This is a genomic window from Pseudomonas sp. NPDC096950 (genome assembly GCF_044762525.1).
Taxonomy (GTDB): domain Bacteria; phylum Pseudomonadota; class Gammaproteobacteria; order Pseudomonadales; family Pseudomonadaceae; genus Aquipseudomonas.
The window spans coordinates 25,031-37,636 of record NZ_JBIWEL010000015.1 but is presented as its reverse complement, the minus strand read 5'-3'; the positions used below and the strand labels follow the sequence as shown (position 1 = coordinate 37,636).

The 12,606-nt window shown below is 62.9% G+C and carries 13 protein-coding genes; 5 read left to right on the top strand and 8 right to left on the bottom strand.

The annotated features are described in order from the left end of the window. Positions 1-62: 62 nt before the first annotated feature. The 3 genes from dsbG to dsbD are packed head-to-tail and all read right to left on the bottom strand — an operon-like array spanning position 63 to position 3,405. Positions 63-833, bottom strand: coding sequence for a thiol:disulfide interchange protein DsbG (gene dsbG / locus ACIQY3_RS21595; protein WP_403023308.1), 771 nt, complete (start codon positions 831-833; stop codon positions 63-65). Next, entirely contained in the window at positions 809-1,675 is an 867-nt protein-coding gene (locus ACIQY3_RS21590) for a prolipoprotein diacylglyceryl transferase family protein (RefSeq protein ID WP_403023305.1), read from the bottom strand. The genes dsbG and ACIQY3_RS21590 overlap by 25 nt, the downstream gene beginning before the upstream one ends. Beyond that, a complete protein-coding gene (dsbD, locus tag ACIQY3_RS21585) occupies positions 1,675-3,405 on the bottom strand; it encodes a protein-disulfide reductase DsbD (RefSeq protein WP_403023302.1) in 1,731 nt (576 codons plus the stop codon). Before dsbD ends, ACIQY3_RS21590 begins: the two co-directional genes overlap by 1 nt. A gap of 153 nt (positions 3,406-3,558) precedes the next feature. On the opposite strand from dsbD, the gene ACIQY3_RS21580 reads away from it, so the two are divergent. From ACIQY3_RS21580 to ACIQY3_RS21560, 5 genes are all read left to right on the top strand, one after another. Then, positions 3,559-4,239, top strand: coding sequence for a response regulator (locus ACIQY3_RS21580; RefSeq protein ID WP_403023299.1), 681 nt, complete (start codon positions 3,559-3,561; stop codon positions 4,237-4,239). Beyond that, on the top strand, positions 4,236-5,561 hold the full coding sequence (locus ACIQY3_RS21575; protein ID WP_403023295.1) for an ATP-binding protein: 1,326 nt from the start codon (positions 4,236-4,238) through the stop codon (positions 5,559-5,561). The genes ACIQY3_RS21580 and ACIQY3_RS21575 overlap by 4 nt, the downstream gene beginning before the upstream one ends. A gap of 217 nt (positions 5,562-5,778) precedes the next feature. Then, on the top strand, positions 5,779-6,264 hold the full coding sequence (locus ACIQY3_RS21570; protein ID WP_403023292.1) for a GNAT family N-acetyltransferase: 486 nt from the start codon (positions 5,779-5,781) through the stop codon (positions 6,262-6,264). A 143-nt stretch (positions 6,265-6,407) separates the two neighbouring features. Next, entirely contained in the window at positions 6,408-7,820 is a 1,413-nt protein-coding gene (locus ACIQY3_RS21565; RefSeq protein ID WP_403023289.1) for an aspartate aminotransferase family protein, read from the top strand. Between the two features lie 82 nt (positions 7,821-7,902). After that, positions 7,903-8,130, top strand: coding sequence for an MbtH family protein (locus ACIQY3_RS21560; RefSeq protein WP_007990131.1), 228 nt, complete (start codon positions 7,903-7,905; stop codon positions 8,128-8,130). A 228-nt stretch (positions 8,131-8,358) separates the two neighbouring features. Here ACIQY3_RS21560 and ACIQY3_RS21555 read toward each other — a convergent pair whose 3' ends face one another. The 5 genes from ACIQY3_RS21555 to ACIQY3_RS21535 are packed head-to-tail and all read right to left on the bottom strand — an operon-like array spanning position 8,359 to position 12,606. After that, positions 8,359-9,339 (bottom strand): metal ABC transporter substrate-binding protein, encoded by a 981-nt coding sequence (locus ACIQY3_RS21555; RefSeq protein ID WP_403023285.1) that lies wholly within the window; start codon positions 9,337-9,339, stop codon positions 8,359-8,361. Further along, positions 9,340-10,239 carry a metal ABC transporter permease gene (locus tag ACIQY3_RS21550; protein WP_054052155.1) on the bottom strand — a complete coding sequence of 300 codons (900 nt, stop codon included), beginning with the start codon at positions 10,237-10,239 and terminating at the stop codon, positions 9,340-9,342. Further along, entirely contained in the window at positions 10,239-11,075 is an 837-nt protein-coding gene (locus ACIQY3_RS21545; RefSeq protein WP_403023281.1) for a metal ABC transporter ATP-binding protein, read from the bottom strand. Before ACIQY3_RS21545 ends, ACIQY3_RS21550 begins: the two co-directional genes overlap by 1 nt. Beyond that, positions 11,072-11,998: a metal ABC transporter substrate-binding protein gene (locus ACIQY3_RS21540; protein WP_403023278.1), complete on the bottom strand. Its 927-nt coding sequence runs from the start codon at positions 11,996-11,998 to the stop codon at positions 11,072-11,074. The genes ACIQY3_RS21545 and ACIQY3_RS21540 overlap by 4 nt, the downstream gene beginning before the upstream one ends. 35 nt (positions 11,999-12,033) lie before the next feature. Beyond that, positions 12,034-12,606, bottom strand: a complete 573-nt coding sequence (locus ACIQY3_RS21535) for a DUF6162 family protein (protein ID WP_403023275.1) — start codon at positions 12,604-12,606, stop codon at positions 12,034-12,036.

Below are 12,606 nucleotides of genomic sequence, written 5' to 3'. Positions count from 1 at the left end.
GTGGGAGCGGGCTTGCTCGCGAAGGCGTCGGTGAGGTCACTGCTGCGCTAACGGCAATAAAACTACTTAGGCCCCAGAATCTTCACCAACTTGTCCGGCGACGGCGCGCCTTGCTGTTGCTGCAGTTCACCCTTGTCATCCATATAGAAAATCGCCGGGGTTGCCTGCAACTCCAGGTCTTCCATCAACTGCATGTTCGCCGCCAGTTTCGCCTGGATCGCCGGTGGCACGTCTTTCATCGCTTTAAGCGAGCTTTCCTTGCCGGACTTCTCATGGTCTTCCAGGGCTTTGCTCGGGTCCTTGGCCGCCAGCAGCGCGGCGGATTTGCCGGGGCTGTCTTCGCGGATGATGCCGACCATGATGTGGCGCAATTGCACCTTGCCGGACTTGACCCACGGCCGCGCCTGTTCCCAGAACATGTTGCAGTAAGGGCAGTTCGGGTCGCTGAACAGGTACACCACGCGCGGGGCGTCCTTGTTGCCGTCGCCGATCCAGTTGCTTGCTTCCATCTTGCCCCAGACTTCCTTGGACATTGGTGCGTAGACCAGTTTCTGCAACGGCGCGCTGCTCAGGTCATTGCCGTCGGCGTCGTACAGGTTGCCGAGCAGCACGTGCTTGCCATCCGGGGTCAGGTACAGCGCCATGCCGCGGTTCTGGTATTGCGCCGCGTAACCGCGCAAACCGTCCGGCGCATCGAACTGGCCGACGATTTTCGCGCCTTTGGCTTCGATTTTCTTGATCGCCTCGGGCAATTCTTCAACAGCCTGCGCCGACGGCAGGTGCAGCAGGGCTGCGCCCAGGGTCAGGGTCAGCAGGTGGCGGAGGCGGGGCATGGCAATTTCCTTGCAGAGGTGGCCGGTGCGGCAGGATTGGGGGTGTCGAAGTTTTCCAGGGCACGGGCCAGACTGGCTTCGGACAATTCGCCCAGATGGCTGCCCAGCAGGCGACCGTCATGGCTATAGAACAGCGTAGTCGGCAAGGCCATGGAGCCGACGGCCTGGCCCAGTCGACCACTGCCGTCGAACAACACGTTGGACAGGCTCAGGCCCTGGGTTTCCAGGAAGGTGCTGACGCTTTGCATGCTTTCGGCCTGGTTGACGAACAGGAAGGTCAGGTCCGGGCGATGTTGCTGGGCGTTTTCCAGCACCGGCATTTCCCGGCGGCACGGTGGGCACCAGGTCGCCCAAAGGTTGATCACCAGCGGGCCGCCCTGATAGTCGGCCAATTGCACGGTTTCGCCCGCGGCATTGCGCAAGGTGATTTCCGGCAGGCGCGTGCCTTGTTCGTAAAGACTCAGGGAGAAGGTCGCCAGCAACCAGAACAGCAAGCCGCTGCCGACCCCGAAACCCAGTGGCCGGCGCAGGCCCGGTCGGCGCCAACCGCGATACAACGCCGCCAGCACCAGCACGATCACCCCCGGCCAGGCGAGAAAACCGCCGTCGCGCAAGTCGATGATCTGCCACGGATCGTCGCGATAGTGCGCCCAGTAGGCGATCACGAAACTGATCCGCGCCGCCAGCATGCCCAGCAGGAACAGGCTGAACAGCACCGACTCGGGGTTCTCGCCGCCGCGCTTGGCCACCCGCCAGCCGACGAAGGTGGCCAGCGCCAAAGCACTGATCAGCAGCAGGTGGTTAAGCGCGATGGCAAAAGTGCCGAGTGTAAAGGTCAGCATTAACGGGCATCTCGGGTGGTGGTCCAACGTTGCAGGAAAGTCTCGGCATCGACCTCACCGGTGATGCGCTGGCTGCGGCGTTCGTTGCCATCGGCACCGATCCACAACAGACTGGGCGGCCCCGGCACTTTGTAGTGGCCGAGCAGCTCGCGACTGGCGGCATTGTCGGCGGTCACGTCCAGCCGTAGCAAGCGTACGTCTTTCAAGGCGTCCAGGACCTGCGGTTTGGCGAAGACCTGTTTCTCCATGACTTTGCACGACACGCACCAGTCGGCGTAGTAGTCCAGCAACACCCACTGACCCTGGGCCTGCGCCGCATCGAGTTCCCGTTGCAGGGCGGTGGGGTCCTTGATCGTGGTGAAGGCGTCGTGATCGACCGGCGCGCTGTTGGCGCGTGCGGCGGTGTAAACCTGCAACGGTTTGAACAGATCATCGCTGCCCCCCGCCGCACCGACCACCAACAGGCTGCCCCAGACCCCGAGCAACAACGAGCTGGCGCCGAACACCTGGGCCACTCGGCCGAAACCTTCGGATTGCTTCCAGGCACTGTAGGCGGCGACCAGCAGCAGGGCGCCGCACAAACCGATCCACAACGATTGATCCAGCACCGGCCGCAGCATCAACAACGCCGTGGCGAGGAATAGGAAACCGAACACACCTTTAAGCAGGTTCATCCAGGCGCCGGGCTTGGGCAGGAAACGGTTGCCGACGGTCACCAGCAGCAACAGCGGCACACCGATGCCGATGCCCATGGCGAACAGAATCAGCCCGCCATGCAGCGCGTTACCACTCTGGGCGATGTAGAGCAGGGCGCCGGCCAGGGGCGCGGTCATGCATGGGCCGACCAACAGACCGGACAAGGCCCCGAGCACACCGGCGCCGATCAGGCTGCCGCCGCGTTGATTGCGCGAAACGTTTTCCAGCCGATCCCGCAGCGCCACCGGCAATTGCAGTTCGAAGAAGCCAAACATCGGCAATGCCAGCAGTACGAAGATCGCCGCGAAACTGCCCAGCAACCATGGGTTTTGCAGCAGTGCCTGGAGGTTCGCCCCCAGTAGCGACGCCAGAACGCCCATCGCCGCATACACCAGCGCCATGCAGATCACATAGCTGCTGGCCAGGGCAAAACCGCGCTTGGGTGTGGCGCCGCTGCCGACGATCAAACCGGCGAGAATTGGCAGCATCGGCAAGGTGCAGGGCGTGAAGGCCAGCAGCAGACCGAGGCCGAAGAACACCAGCAAACTCCAGCCCAGCGCCCGCTGTTGCAGATTGCTGGCCAGGGCCTGGTCCGGTGCTTCATTGACTGCGCTCGCCGCGTTGCTGTTGCCCAGGTCCACGATTTTGGTCTGCGGCGGATAACACAACCCTGCATCGGCACAGCCCTGGAAGCCGACCTTGATCTGACCCGTGGCACCGGCGGGGATCTTCAGTTCCAGGCCCTGGCGATAGACTTGTTGTTCACCGAAGAACTCATCGCTGTGGGATTCGCCCGCCGGTAACACGGGCTGCTGATCCGGGGCCAGGCCATCGAATTTCAGGCGCTTCTGATACAGGTAATAACCGTCGGTGATCTGCCAGAACAGTTGGGTTTCACCGGAGTCCAGGCGTTCGGAGGTGAAAACGAATGCCTGATCAACAGGGAGGAAATCCGGTTTGGTCTCGAACGGATTGGTCCCTGCCTGGGCCAGACCCGAGATCAAGAGAGCAAAGAGGAAAAACAGTCGACGCATGGGTAAGCCTTGTCCCGGTGCAAGTGAGTTGCACAATGGTGGGCGGCGATTAACCGATGATTAACCGTCATGGCCTTGTGGCGCCGGTGATCGGGGCATAATGTCCGCTTAATCGGCCAACGGCCTAATCAGCTTTTTTCTACGGGGCTTTCCATGCACGTACTGGTTTGCGAAGACGACGAGTTGATCGCCAGCGGCATCGTCGCCGGCCTCACTGCTCAAGGCCTGACCGTGGAGCATGTCGCCACGGCGTCCGCCGCCCGGGCGATGCTCAAGGTCGCCGAGTTCGACGTCATGGTGCTCGACCTCGGCCTGCCGGACGAAGACGGCCTCAAGCTGTTGCAGCAGTTGCGTCACAGTGGCCTGGAGATTCCGGTGCTGATCCTCACGGCGCGGGACTCGGTCACTGACCGGGTCGATGGCCTGCAGGCCGGTGCCGACGATTACCTGCTCAAACCCTTCGACCTGCGTGAACTCGCCGCGCGCCTGCACACGTTGCTGCGCCGGGTCGCCGGACGCAGCGTCAACCTGATCGAGCACGGCGCCCTGACGTATGACCCGAGCAGCCGCGAAACCATGCTCGCCGGCCAACCGGTGGACCTGTCGCGCCGCGAGCAGTCGCTGTTGCAGGCCTTGCTGCACAACCGGGGCCGGGTGTTGTCCACCGAGCAATTGAAGGACAGCGTCTACGGTTTCAACGATGAGCTGGAAAGCAATGCGCTCAACGTTCATATCCATCACCTGCGGCGTAAACTCGGCAATGGCATCGTCGAAACGGTGCGTGGCCTGGGCTATCGCCTGGGCCCTGCGGATGGCGGAGATCAATCGAAGTGATGAGCCTGCGTTTGCGCCTGAGCCTGACCCTCGGCGCCGCTTTTGCGCTGATCTGGGCCCTGGCGGCGGCCTGGATGCTCAGCGACCTGCGTAACCAGATGATGTTTTCCCTCGACCAGCGCCTGGTCGCCTCGGCGCGGATGGTCGCCGGCCTGATGGAGCAATTGCCGGCCTTGCCGACCAAGGGCGAGGGCACTCATTTCAGCGCGGAGCAATTGAACGTCCCCGGCGGCATGGCCTGTCAGGTCAGTTCGTTGCGCGGCGAAATCCTCGCGCGCAGTCACACCGACCCGCAACAGACCCTCGAAGCCGAGAAAATGGGCTTCCATGACCAGATGATCGATGGCGCGCCGTGGCGCAGTTTCACCCTGGCCCGGGGCGATTTGCGCATCACCACGGCGGATCGGCAGATCGAGCGCGAAGCCCTGAACATGTCGATCCTGCTGGCCGCTTCGGTGCCGGTGGGCGTGGCATTGCTCGGCTGCCTGTGCCTGCTCTGGCTGGGGATCGGCCAGGGGTTGGCGCCGCTCAATCGCATGCGCGATGCCTTGATGCGCCGCAGCGCCGACTCCCTCGAACCGTTGCAGATCCAGCCGCTGCCCAGCGAGTTGCAACCGTTGCTGGACACCCAGAATCAGCTGTTCCAGCGCATCGGCCGGACCATCGAGCGCGAACGCCGCCTGACCGGGGACGCCGCCCATGAATTGCGCAGCCCGTTGACCGCGATCAAGACCCACCTGCAAGTGGCGCGCATGACCGACGGCGCGGCCCGGGATCAATCCCTGGCCCGGGCCGAAGAGGGCGCTGATCGCCTGCATCGCACCCTTGAACAGTTGTTGCTGCTGGCGCGGGTCGAGGGCAGTTTGTCGTTCGATGACGGTGTGCAATGCAGCGCCGAGCAAGTGGCGAAACTGGCGATTCAGGATGCCGTCAGCGGTGATCGCCAGCGCATCAAGTTTCAGCCGCCGACGAAGTGCTCGGCGGCCCCTGTGCAAATGCCCGCGGTGCTGTCGATTGCCGCGCTACGCAACCTGCTGGACAACGCCCTGCGCCACACCCCGAGCGATGGGGCCGTGGAGTTGAGCCTGGAAACCACTGGCAACCGCGTGCGCTTCGTGGTCCGCGACCATGGGCCGGGGATTGCCGAGGATGACCTGCAACACCTGACCCAGCGTTTCTGGCGCAACGGCCAGAGCACCGGTTGCGGATTGGGGCTGGCGATTGTCCAGGCGATTGTTCAGCGTTGTGCGTGTACGTTGCATTTCGACAGTCGCCCGGATGGGTTGCGGGTCGAACTGACGATGCCATTGCAAACGGTCTAAAAAACACCACAAAAACCCTGTGGGAGCGGGCTTGCTCGCGAAGAGGGAGTGTCAGTCGACATCAATGTTGACTGACCTGCCGCCTTCGCGAGCAAGCCCGCTCCCACAGGGGGATCTCGGTTGCACATCAAATGTAACTTCTCTCCATTAGCCATCTCGTCGCCCACAGCGCTATCTTCCCGGCAGCTTTGACTCAATGGATTGAGGTATCAGCGCCATGGAAGCACCCCCGCACATCTGCAAGGCAACCCCCGCCGACGCCGGCATTATCAGCCGGATCGTCGAACGTTCGATCCGGGTCGGTTGCGCCCTCGACCACCGCAATGACGCGAAAATCGTCGCTGCCTGGACCCACAGCAAAACCGCCGACCACATCCACGCCTGGCTCACCGACCAACGGCTGTACCTGAACATCGCCTTGCTCCAAGACAAACCAATCGGCGTCGCCATGGCCGCGAGCAGTGGCAAAATCGCCTTCTGCTACGTGCAGCCGGAATGGTTTCGCCGTGGCGCCGGGCAGGCTCTGATTCGCGATCTTGAAGCCTGGCTGCGCGACCAGGACTTGCACCAGGTCCGACTCAACAGCACCCGCACCAGCGAAGCCTTTTATCGGCACCTGGGTTATCGCAGCAGCGCTGAAACCTTCAGCGTGGCGGGGTTGCAAGCCATTCCCATGCATAAGGCACTGGCACCACCTTCATAGAAAGCTGAGCGCGGGTCTAAATCCTCAAGGCTCTGATGCGTTTCCAGAACAGGAAAACCTGCAAGTGCGCCCCGTGACCGGAACGCGCACCTGCCCGGTGTGCAGTTTTGGTCACTATCCACAGCGTATTGAGGGGTCGAGAGATGTCAGTCGCTACCAGCCTTATCGAAGATCAGCCGGCCCGGGTCGCCCCGACGCCTGCCGAGACGCTTTACCAGTTCAACGAATCGCCGTTGCTGGCCCGTCAGAGCCAGCAGGAATCCAATGCCCGCAGCTACCCGCGGCGTATTCCCCTGGCGCTCAAGCGTGCCAAGGGAATCTATGTCGAAGACGTCGAGGGCCGCCGGTTCATCGATTGCCTGGCCGGCGCCGGGACCCTGGCTCTGGGGCATAACCACGCGGTGGTGATCGAAGCGATCCAGCAAGTGCTGAACGACGAACTGCCGCTGCACACCCTCGACCTGACGACACCGGTCAAGGATCAGTTCGTCCAGGACCTGTTCGGTCTGCTGCCACCGGCATTGGCGGCGGAAGCCAAGATTCAATTCTGCGGCCCCACCGGCACCGACGCGGTAGAAGCCGCGTTGAAACTGGTGCGCACCGCCACCGGGCGCAGCACCGTGTTGTCGTTCCAGGGCGGTTACCACGGCATGAGCCAGGGCGCGTTGAGCCTGATGGGCAGCCTGGGGCCGAAAAAGCCATTGGGCGCCTTGCTCAGCAGCGGCGTGCAGTTCATGCCGTATCCCTACGATTACCGCTGCCCGTTCGGCCTCGGTGGTGCGCAAGGGGTGCAGGTCAACCTCAACTACCTGGAAAACCTGCTCAACGACCCGGAGGCCGGCGTGCAATTGCCGGCGGCGGTGATCGTCGAAGTGGTGCAGGGCGAGGGCGGAGTGATTCCGGCGGACCTCGACTGGTTGCGCGGCTTGCGGCGCATCACCGAGCAGGCCGGCGTGGCGCTGATCGTCGATGAAATCCAGAGCGGATTTGCGCGCACCGGCAAGATGTTTGCCTTCGAACACGCCGGGATCATTCCGGACGTGGTGGTGCTGTCCAAGGCCATTGGCGGCAGCCTGCCGCTGGCGGTGGTGGTTTATCGCGACTGGCTCGACACCTGGTTGCCGGGTGCCCACGCAGGGACGTTCCGTGGCAATCAGATGGCCATGGCTGCCGGTTCGGCGGTGATGCGTTACCTGAAAGACAACAACGTCTGCGAACACGCCGCGGCCATGGGCGAGCGCTTGAGCGAACACCTGCGCATCCTGCAACGGGACTTCCCGCAGTTGGGGGATATTCGCGGTCGCGGACTGATGCTCGGGGTCGAACTGGTCGACCCGAGCGGCACACCGGACGTGCAAGGCCACCCACCGTCGTTCGGTCGCCTGGCGCCGCTGGTGCAGCGTGAATGCCTCAAGCGCGGCTTGATCCTCGAACTGGGCGGCCGACATGGCGCGGTGGTGCGTTTCCTGCCGCCGCTGGTGATCACCGCCGCTGAAATCGACCGGGTCGCGGAGATTTTCGGCCGGGCGTTGGCGGCTGCCACCGCCAGCCTCTAAATTTTCCGGGGCCTCGAACGTTCCTTCTACATACCGGCTGCACGCGCCGTGCAGCCCACCCCTACAACGATGGAGAGACACCATGACGTCAGTATTCGACCGCGAGGACATCCTCTTTCAGGTCGTGGTCAACCACGAAGAGCAATACTCGATCTGGCCCGACTACAAAGCCGTGCCACAAGGCTGGCGCACCGTGGGTAAAAGTGGCCTGAAGAAAGAATGCCTGGCCTACATCGAAGAAACCTGGACCGACATGCGTCCGCTGAGCTTGCGCCAGAAGATGGAAGAGCAGGCGGCAGTGGCTCACTGAGCTGTTGCGTGAGACGCGGAGCGTCTCTGGCTGCATTCCCACGCGGAGCGTAGGAACGAGAAGCCCGCTGAACCGGTAAGGTCAGCGGGCTTTTTCATGTCTGGAATTTGTGTTGATCGTTCCCACGCTCTGCGTGGGAATGCCTCAACGGACGCTCTGCGTCCGCTTTGGGACGCGGAGCGTCCCGGGCTGCATTCCCACGCGGAGCGTGGGAACGATCTTTTGATCTTAGGCCGAAGGCCCGTGACTCAACCCCTTGATCACCAAATCCACATTCCCCTCCAACTCTGCCACCGGATCCGCCCCGTCGGTGCTCAATACCACCAACCGGCTCCCGGCCTCGCTGATCACTGCTTTCAACGCCTCCGACGGCTGGCGATGGTGCAACACCACCGCCACGTCATTGTCCTTGAGCGTCGTGCCCAATTGCTTGAGCGCTTCCGGGGTCCACTCGGCATCCGGCCGTGCGTCGAGACCGACCAGTTCCAGGTTAAGCCCGCCGACCAGATAGCCGAAGTGATCGCTGAGGCTCATCACCGTAAGGTTGTCAGCGCTGGCCAGCCGCGCCTCACTGTCGGCGCTGAGCTTGAGCAAACGCTGCTTGAGCGCCGCCAGGTTGGCTTCGATCTTCGGCTTGGCCTCGGGTGCCAGGCGCACCAGGTCCGCCGCCATCACGTCCGCCATGCGCCCCATGTTGTTGCTGGAAAACCACGGCTGACTGTTCAAGCCATCAACCTTGTTACCCGGCTGCACGGCGATGCCGGGCAGGGCGCCGTCCACCGGGCGGGCGGCATCGATTTCAATGATGCGGATATTGCTGCGGCGCGCGTTCGGGTACAGCGGATCGTCCGGCCACAACGAGCGGATGCCGATCACCGCATCAGCGTCGGCCGCCAGTTTGCTCAGCTCGGCTGCGCCACGCCCGGTGAAGTAAGCGGTCTGCCTCGTACCGGGCAGGTTGGCCGGTGCCGCGCGTTCGATGGCGACGTCGGTGCCTTCCAGCAACACGCTGCCGAGGCCATAGGTCACCGGCAACGACGCCAGGACCAGGGTTTTGTGCGCTGACGACGAGGCGAACAAGGCGGTATTACCGACGCCGTGATTGGCCACCAGACGCATCGGTTCGAAGCTGTCGCCCGCCAACGCGTTGAAGGAGGCCGTCCCGCACAGGGCCACGGCCAGGCTCAATTGACGCAGAGTAAAAGACATTTATCCGAGATTCCCTTTCAGACTTGGAACGACACCGCGCGCGATGGCGGAGAGGGCGAAGGCGATACCGGCCACCAGAATGATCGCGGCACCGGACGGGATCGGCAGGTCGAAGACAATCGGCGCCAGAATCCCGCACAGGGTGCTGACCGTCGCAATCGCCACCGAGCACCAGAAAAACCCCTTCAGCGATTGGCTGAGCAACCGCGCGGCCGCCGCCGGAATCACCAGCAGGGCACCGACCAGAATCGCGCCGATGACTTTCACCGCGGCGACGGTGATCAGGGTCACCAGAATCACGAACAGGTAATCCAGGGTCTTCACCGCGACCCCGCGCACCGCGGCCAGTTGCGGATTGAAGCTGGCGAGCATGATGCGGTTGTACAGCGGCAAAGCCAGGGCCATTACCAGCGAACCGACGATGGCCAACACCAGCAAGTCATTGCCGTTGACCGTCAGCACCGAACCGAACAGCACGTTTTCCAGAATGTGCACGTTGATCTTGCCCGCCAGAATCAACAGCAGGCTCGCCCCCAGCGCCAGGGACACCGAAAGGAACACGCCGATCAGCGTGTCCGGTGCCAGGCCGGTACGGTTGCGCAGGTAGTTGAGCAGGATGCCGAACAACAGGCAGTAGCCGAACAGGCTGCCGTACGGCCCGGTGTAGGGTTCGCCGAGCAGGATGCCGATGGCCACACCGGTCAGTGCCGCGTGCCCCACCGCTTCAGAGAAAAACGCGAAGCGCTTGACCACTACCAGCGTACCCAGACCACCGAGCACCGGGCCGATCAGCAATCCGGCGAGCAGCGCATTGACCACAAATCCGTAGGCCAGCGCTTCCGGCAAATAACCGGAAGAGGCCCAGCCCTGGACCATTAAACGAAAGGCTTCGTAACTCATCAGACAGCGCTCCGTGGATGGGTCGAGAACAGGGTCAACAAGCGTTCCGGGGTCAGCGCCTGTTTTGGCGTGGCGTCGAACAGCACCCGGCGATTGAGTCCGGTAACCCGGTCCGCCAGACGCCCGACGGCTTCCAGGTCATGCTCGATCCACAGCACGGTGATGCCGCTCTGGCGCCAGTCGCCCAGCAGCCGTTCGAATACTTGAATACCGGCTTCATCGAGGGCCGACATCGGCTCGTCGAGTACCAGCAATTGCGGCGCCGGGATCAGCCCTTGGGCCAGCAACACCCGTTGGCGTTCACCGCCGGACAGCGCGCCCATGCGCCGCTTGCGTTTGTCCTGCATGCCGACCCGTTCCAGCGCTTCGCCAATCGCGACGGCGTAATGCTTGCTCAAGCCGAGAAACGCCGGGCGCCGCTGACACATGGCGGCCATGAAATCGTCGACGGTCATTGGCAAGCCACGATCAAACTCCAGCGCTTGCGGCACGTATCCGATGGTGCCGGGCTCGCCGGGCCATTGCAGGCTCAGACGACCTTGATGGGGCATTTGTCCGAGCAGGGTTTTGATCAGCGAACTCTTGCCGCCACCGTTGGGGCCGACCAGCGCATGCACGGTGCCGGGCTGAACGGTAAAGGTGACCTTATCGAGGATCGTCGTGCGACCCAGCGTCAGGCTGACCTCCGCAAAATCCAGCGTCGGCCCGGAAACCTGTGGGAGCGAGCCTGCTCGCGAAAGCGGTGTGTCATTTAACGATGATGCTGGCTGACCGGGCGCCTTCGCGAGCAGGCTCGCTCCCACAGGGGACTCGCTGATAGTTTCTTTTGCGGTCATGACCCCGACTCCTGAATCGCCCGCACTACGGTGTTGAGGTTGCCGGTCATTTCTTTTTCGTACTTGTCGGCGGTGTATTCGCCGTAGGAAATGTGCGACAGCGGGTACAGCTTCACGCCGGATTCGCGCCGGATGGTATCGACGTAGGTGGACGGGAAATCCATCTCCGAGAAGATCACTTTCACGTCGAGTTCGCGCAGTTGATCGATGGTCTTTTTCAACTGGCTCGGGCTCGGCTCGATGCCGTGGGCCGGTTCGACCACCGCCGTCACTTCCAGGCCGAATTCGCGCAGCAGATAGTCGTAAGCCGCGTGTACCGTGGCCACCCGCAGTTCGGCGTTCGGCGCCTGGGTCAGTTTGGCCAGGGCATCGGCACGCATCTGGCGCAGGCGTTTGCCGTAGGCGCGGGCGTTCTGGGTGTAGGTCTTGGCGTTGTCCGGGTCGAGCTTGCCCAGTTCCCGGGCGATGTTGTTGACCTGGGCAATCGAGGCGCTGATCGACAAAAACGTGTGCGGGTTGACCACCTTGCCGGCACCACGCGCAGCGACCCCGGTGGCGGCCAGCAGCGGCACATTTTCGTTGGCTTCGATCACCGGGATATTCGGCGTTTCGCTGGCGGCGATCATGCGGTCGGCGAAGTCGTCATGCCCGACGCCATTGAGCACGATCACGTCCAGCCCGCTGATGCGCTTGATGTCTTCAGCGCGCGGCTCGTAAGCGTGGGGGTTGAAACCGGCCGGGATCAGCGGCACCACTTCGGCCTTGTCGCCGACGATGTTGGCCACGTAGCTGTAATAAGGGTGCAGGGTGATGCCGATGCGCAGGCGCTTGGCCTGATCGGCGCTGGCCAATGGCGTCAGCAGCAAGGCGCACAGGCCGACCAGCAGCAGGCGCAAAAACGAACGATGAGATGAAATGGGCATGGGAAAGCGATCTTCTCTCGGGTGAAGGCGAGGGTTCAGTGCCGGTGCTGGCGGGTCACGCCGGCATCGAATTGCGCGACGATCTGCTGCCAGCCAGCGCTTTCCAGCGCGGCGTCAGTCAGGTCGGTCGGGGCGGTGAGGGCTTTGCCGCGATTCAGCCAGACGTCCGGCGCATCGTCGTCAGCGGTCAAACGCATCAGAAACGAACCCGCCACGGAGGGCGTCTGGCTCTGGCCGAAATAGGCCTTGGCGTTGAGCAACTGCCAGGCATGACCGCCACGACTGACGGAGCTGGCGTCCTGGGCAAACGGCGCAAAGCCTTCCTCGGCCAACGTTTCAGGCGTCGGCAGCGTTGTTTGCTCCTGGCGCAGCAAGTGAATCTCGTCCAGGGTCACCCGCAGATCGGCGTAGATACCTTGTTCGGAAGCACTCAAATCCCGGCGCGCATCCAGTTGATGGCTACTGACAGTGCTCACGGCCTGGGATTCGTGGCGCCAGGCGACCACCGAGCCGGCCACCGCGAGAATGATCAGGCACAACAGCAACACATAAAGGGTTTCATGACCGGCACCGGCCGGGCGGACGACTTGGGTAGTGGGCGTACTCAT

Bases quoted from the DNA above. Each gene is read 5' to 3' on its own strand.
- dsbG (WP_403023308.1), bottom strand. From the start codon at position 833: ATGCCCCGCCTCCGCCACCTGCTGACCCTGACCCTGGGCGCAGCCCTG.
- ACIQY3_RS21590 (WP_403023305.1), bottom strand. From the start codon at position 1,675: ATGCTGACCTTTACACTCGGCACTTTTGCCATCGCGCTTAACCACCTG.
- dsbD (WP_403023302.1), bottom strand. From the start codon at position 3,405: ATGCGTCGACTGTTTTTCCTCTTTGCTCTCTTGATCTCGGGTCTGGCC.
- ACIQY3_RS21580 (WP_403023299.1), top strand. From the start codon at position 3,559: ATGCACGTACTGGTTTGCGAAGACGACGAGTTGATCGCCAGCGGCATC.
- ACIQY3_RS21570 (WP_403023292.1), top strand. From the start codon at position 5,779: ATGGAAGCACCCCCGCACATCTGCAAGGCAACCCCCGCCGACGCCGGC.
- ACIQY3_RS21565 (WP_403023289.1), top strand. From the start codon at position 6,408: ATGTCAGTCGCTACCAGCCTTATCGAAGATCAGCCGGCCCGGGTCGCC.
- ACIQY3_RS21560 (WP_007990131.1), top strand. From the start codon at position 7,903: ATGACGTCAGTATTCGACCGCGAGGACATCCTCTTTCAGGTCGTGGTC.
- ACIQY3_RS21555 (WP_403023285.1), bottom strand. From the start codon at position 9,339: ATGTCTTTTACTCTGCGTCAATTGAGCCTGGCCGTGGCCCTGTGCGGG.
- ACIQY3_RS21550 (WP_054052155.1), bottom strand. From the start codon at position 10,239: ATGAGTTACGAAGCCTTTCGTTTAATGGTCCAGGGCTGGGCCTCTTCC.
- ACIQY3_RS21545 (WP_403023281.1), bottom strand. From the start codon at position 11,075: ATGACCGCAAAAGAAACTATCAGCGAGTCCCCTGTGGGAGCGAGCCTG.
- ACIQY3_RS21540 (WP_403023278.1), bottom strand. From the start codon at position 11,998: ATGCCCATTTCATCTCATCGTTCGTTTTTGCGCCTGCTGCTGGTCGGC.
- ACIQY3_RS21535 (WP_403023275.1), bottom strand. From the start codon at position 12,606: ATGAGTACGCCCACTACCCAAGTCGTCCGCCCGGCCGGTGCCGGTCAT.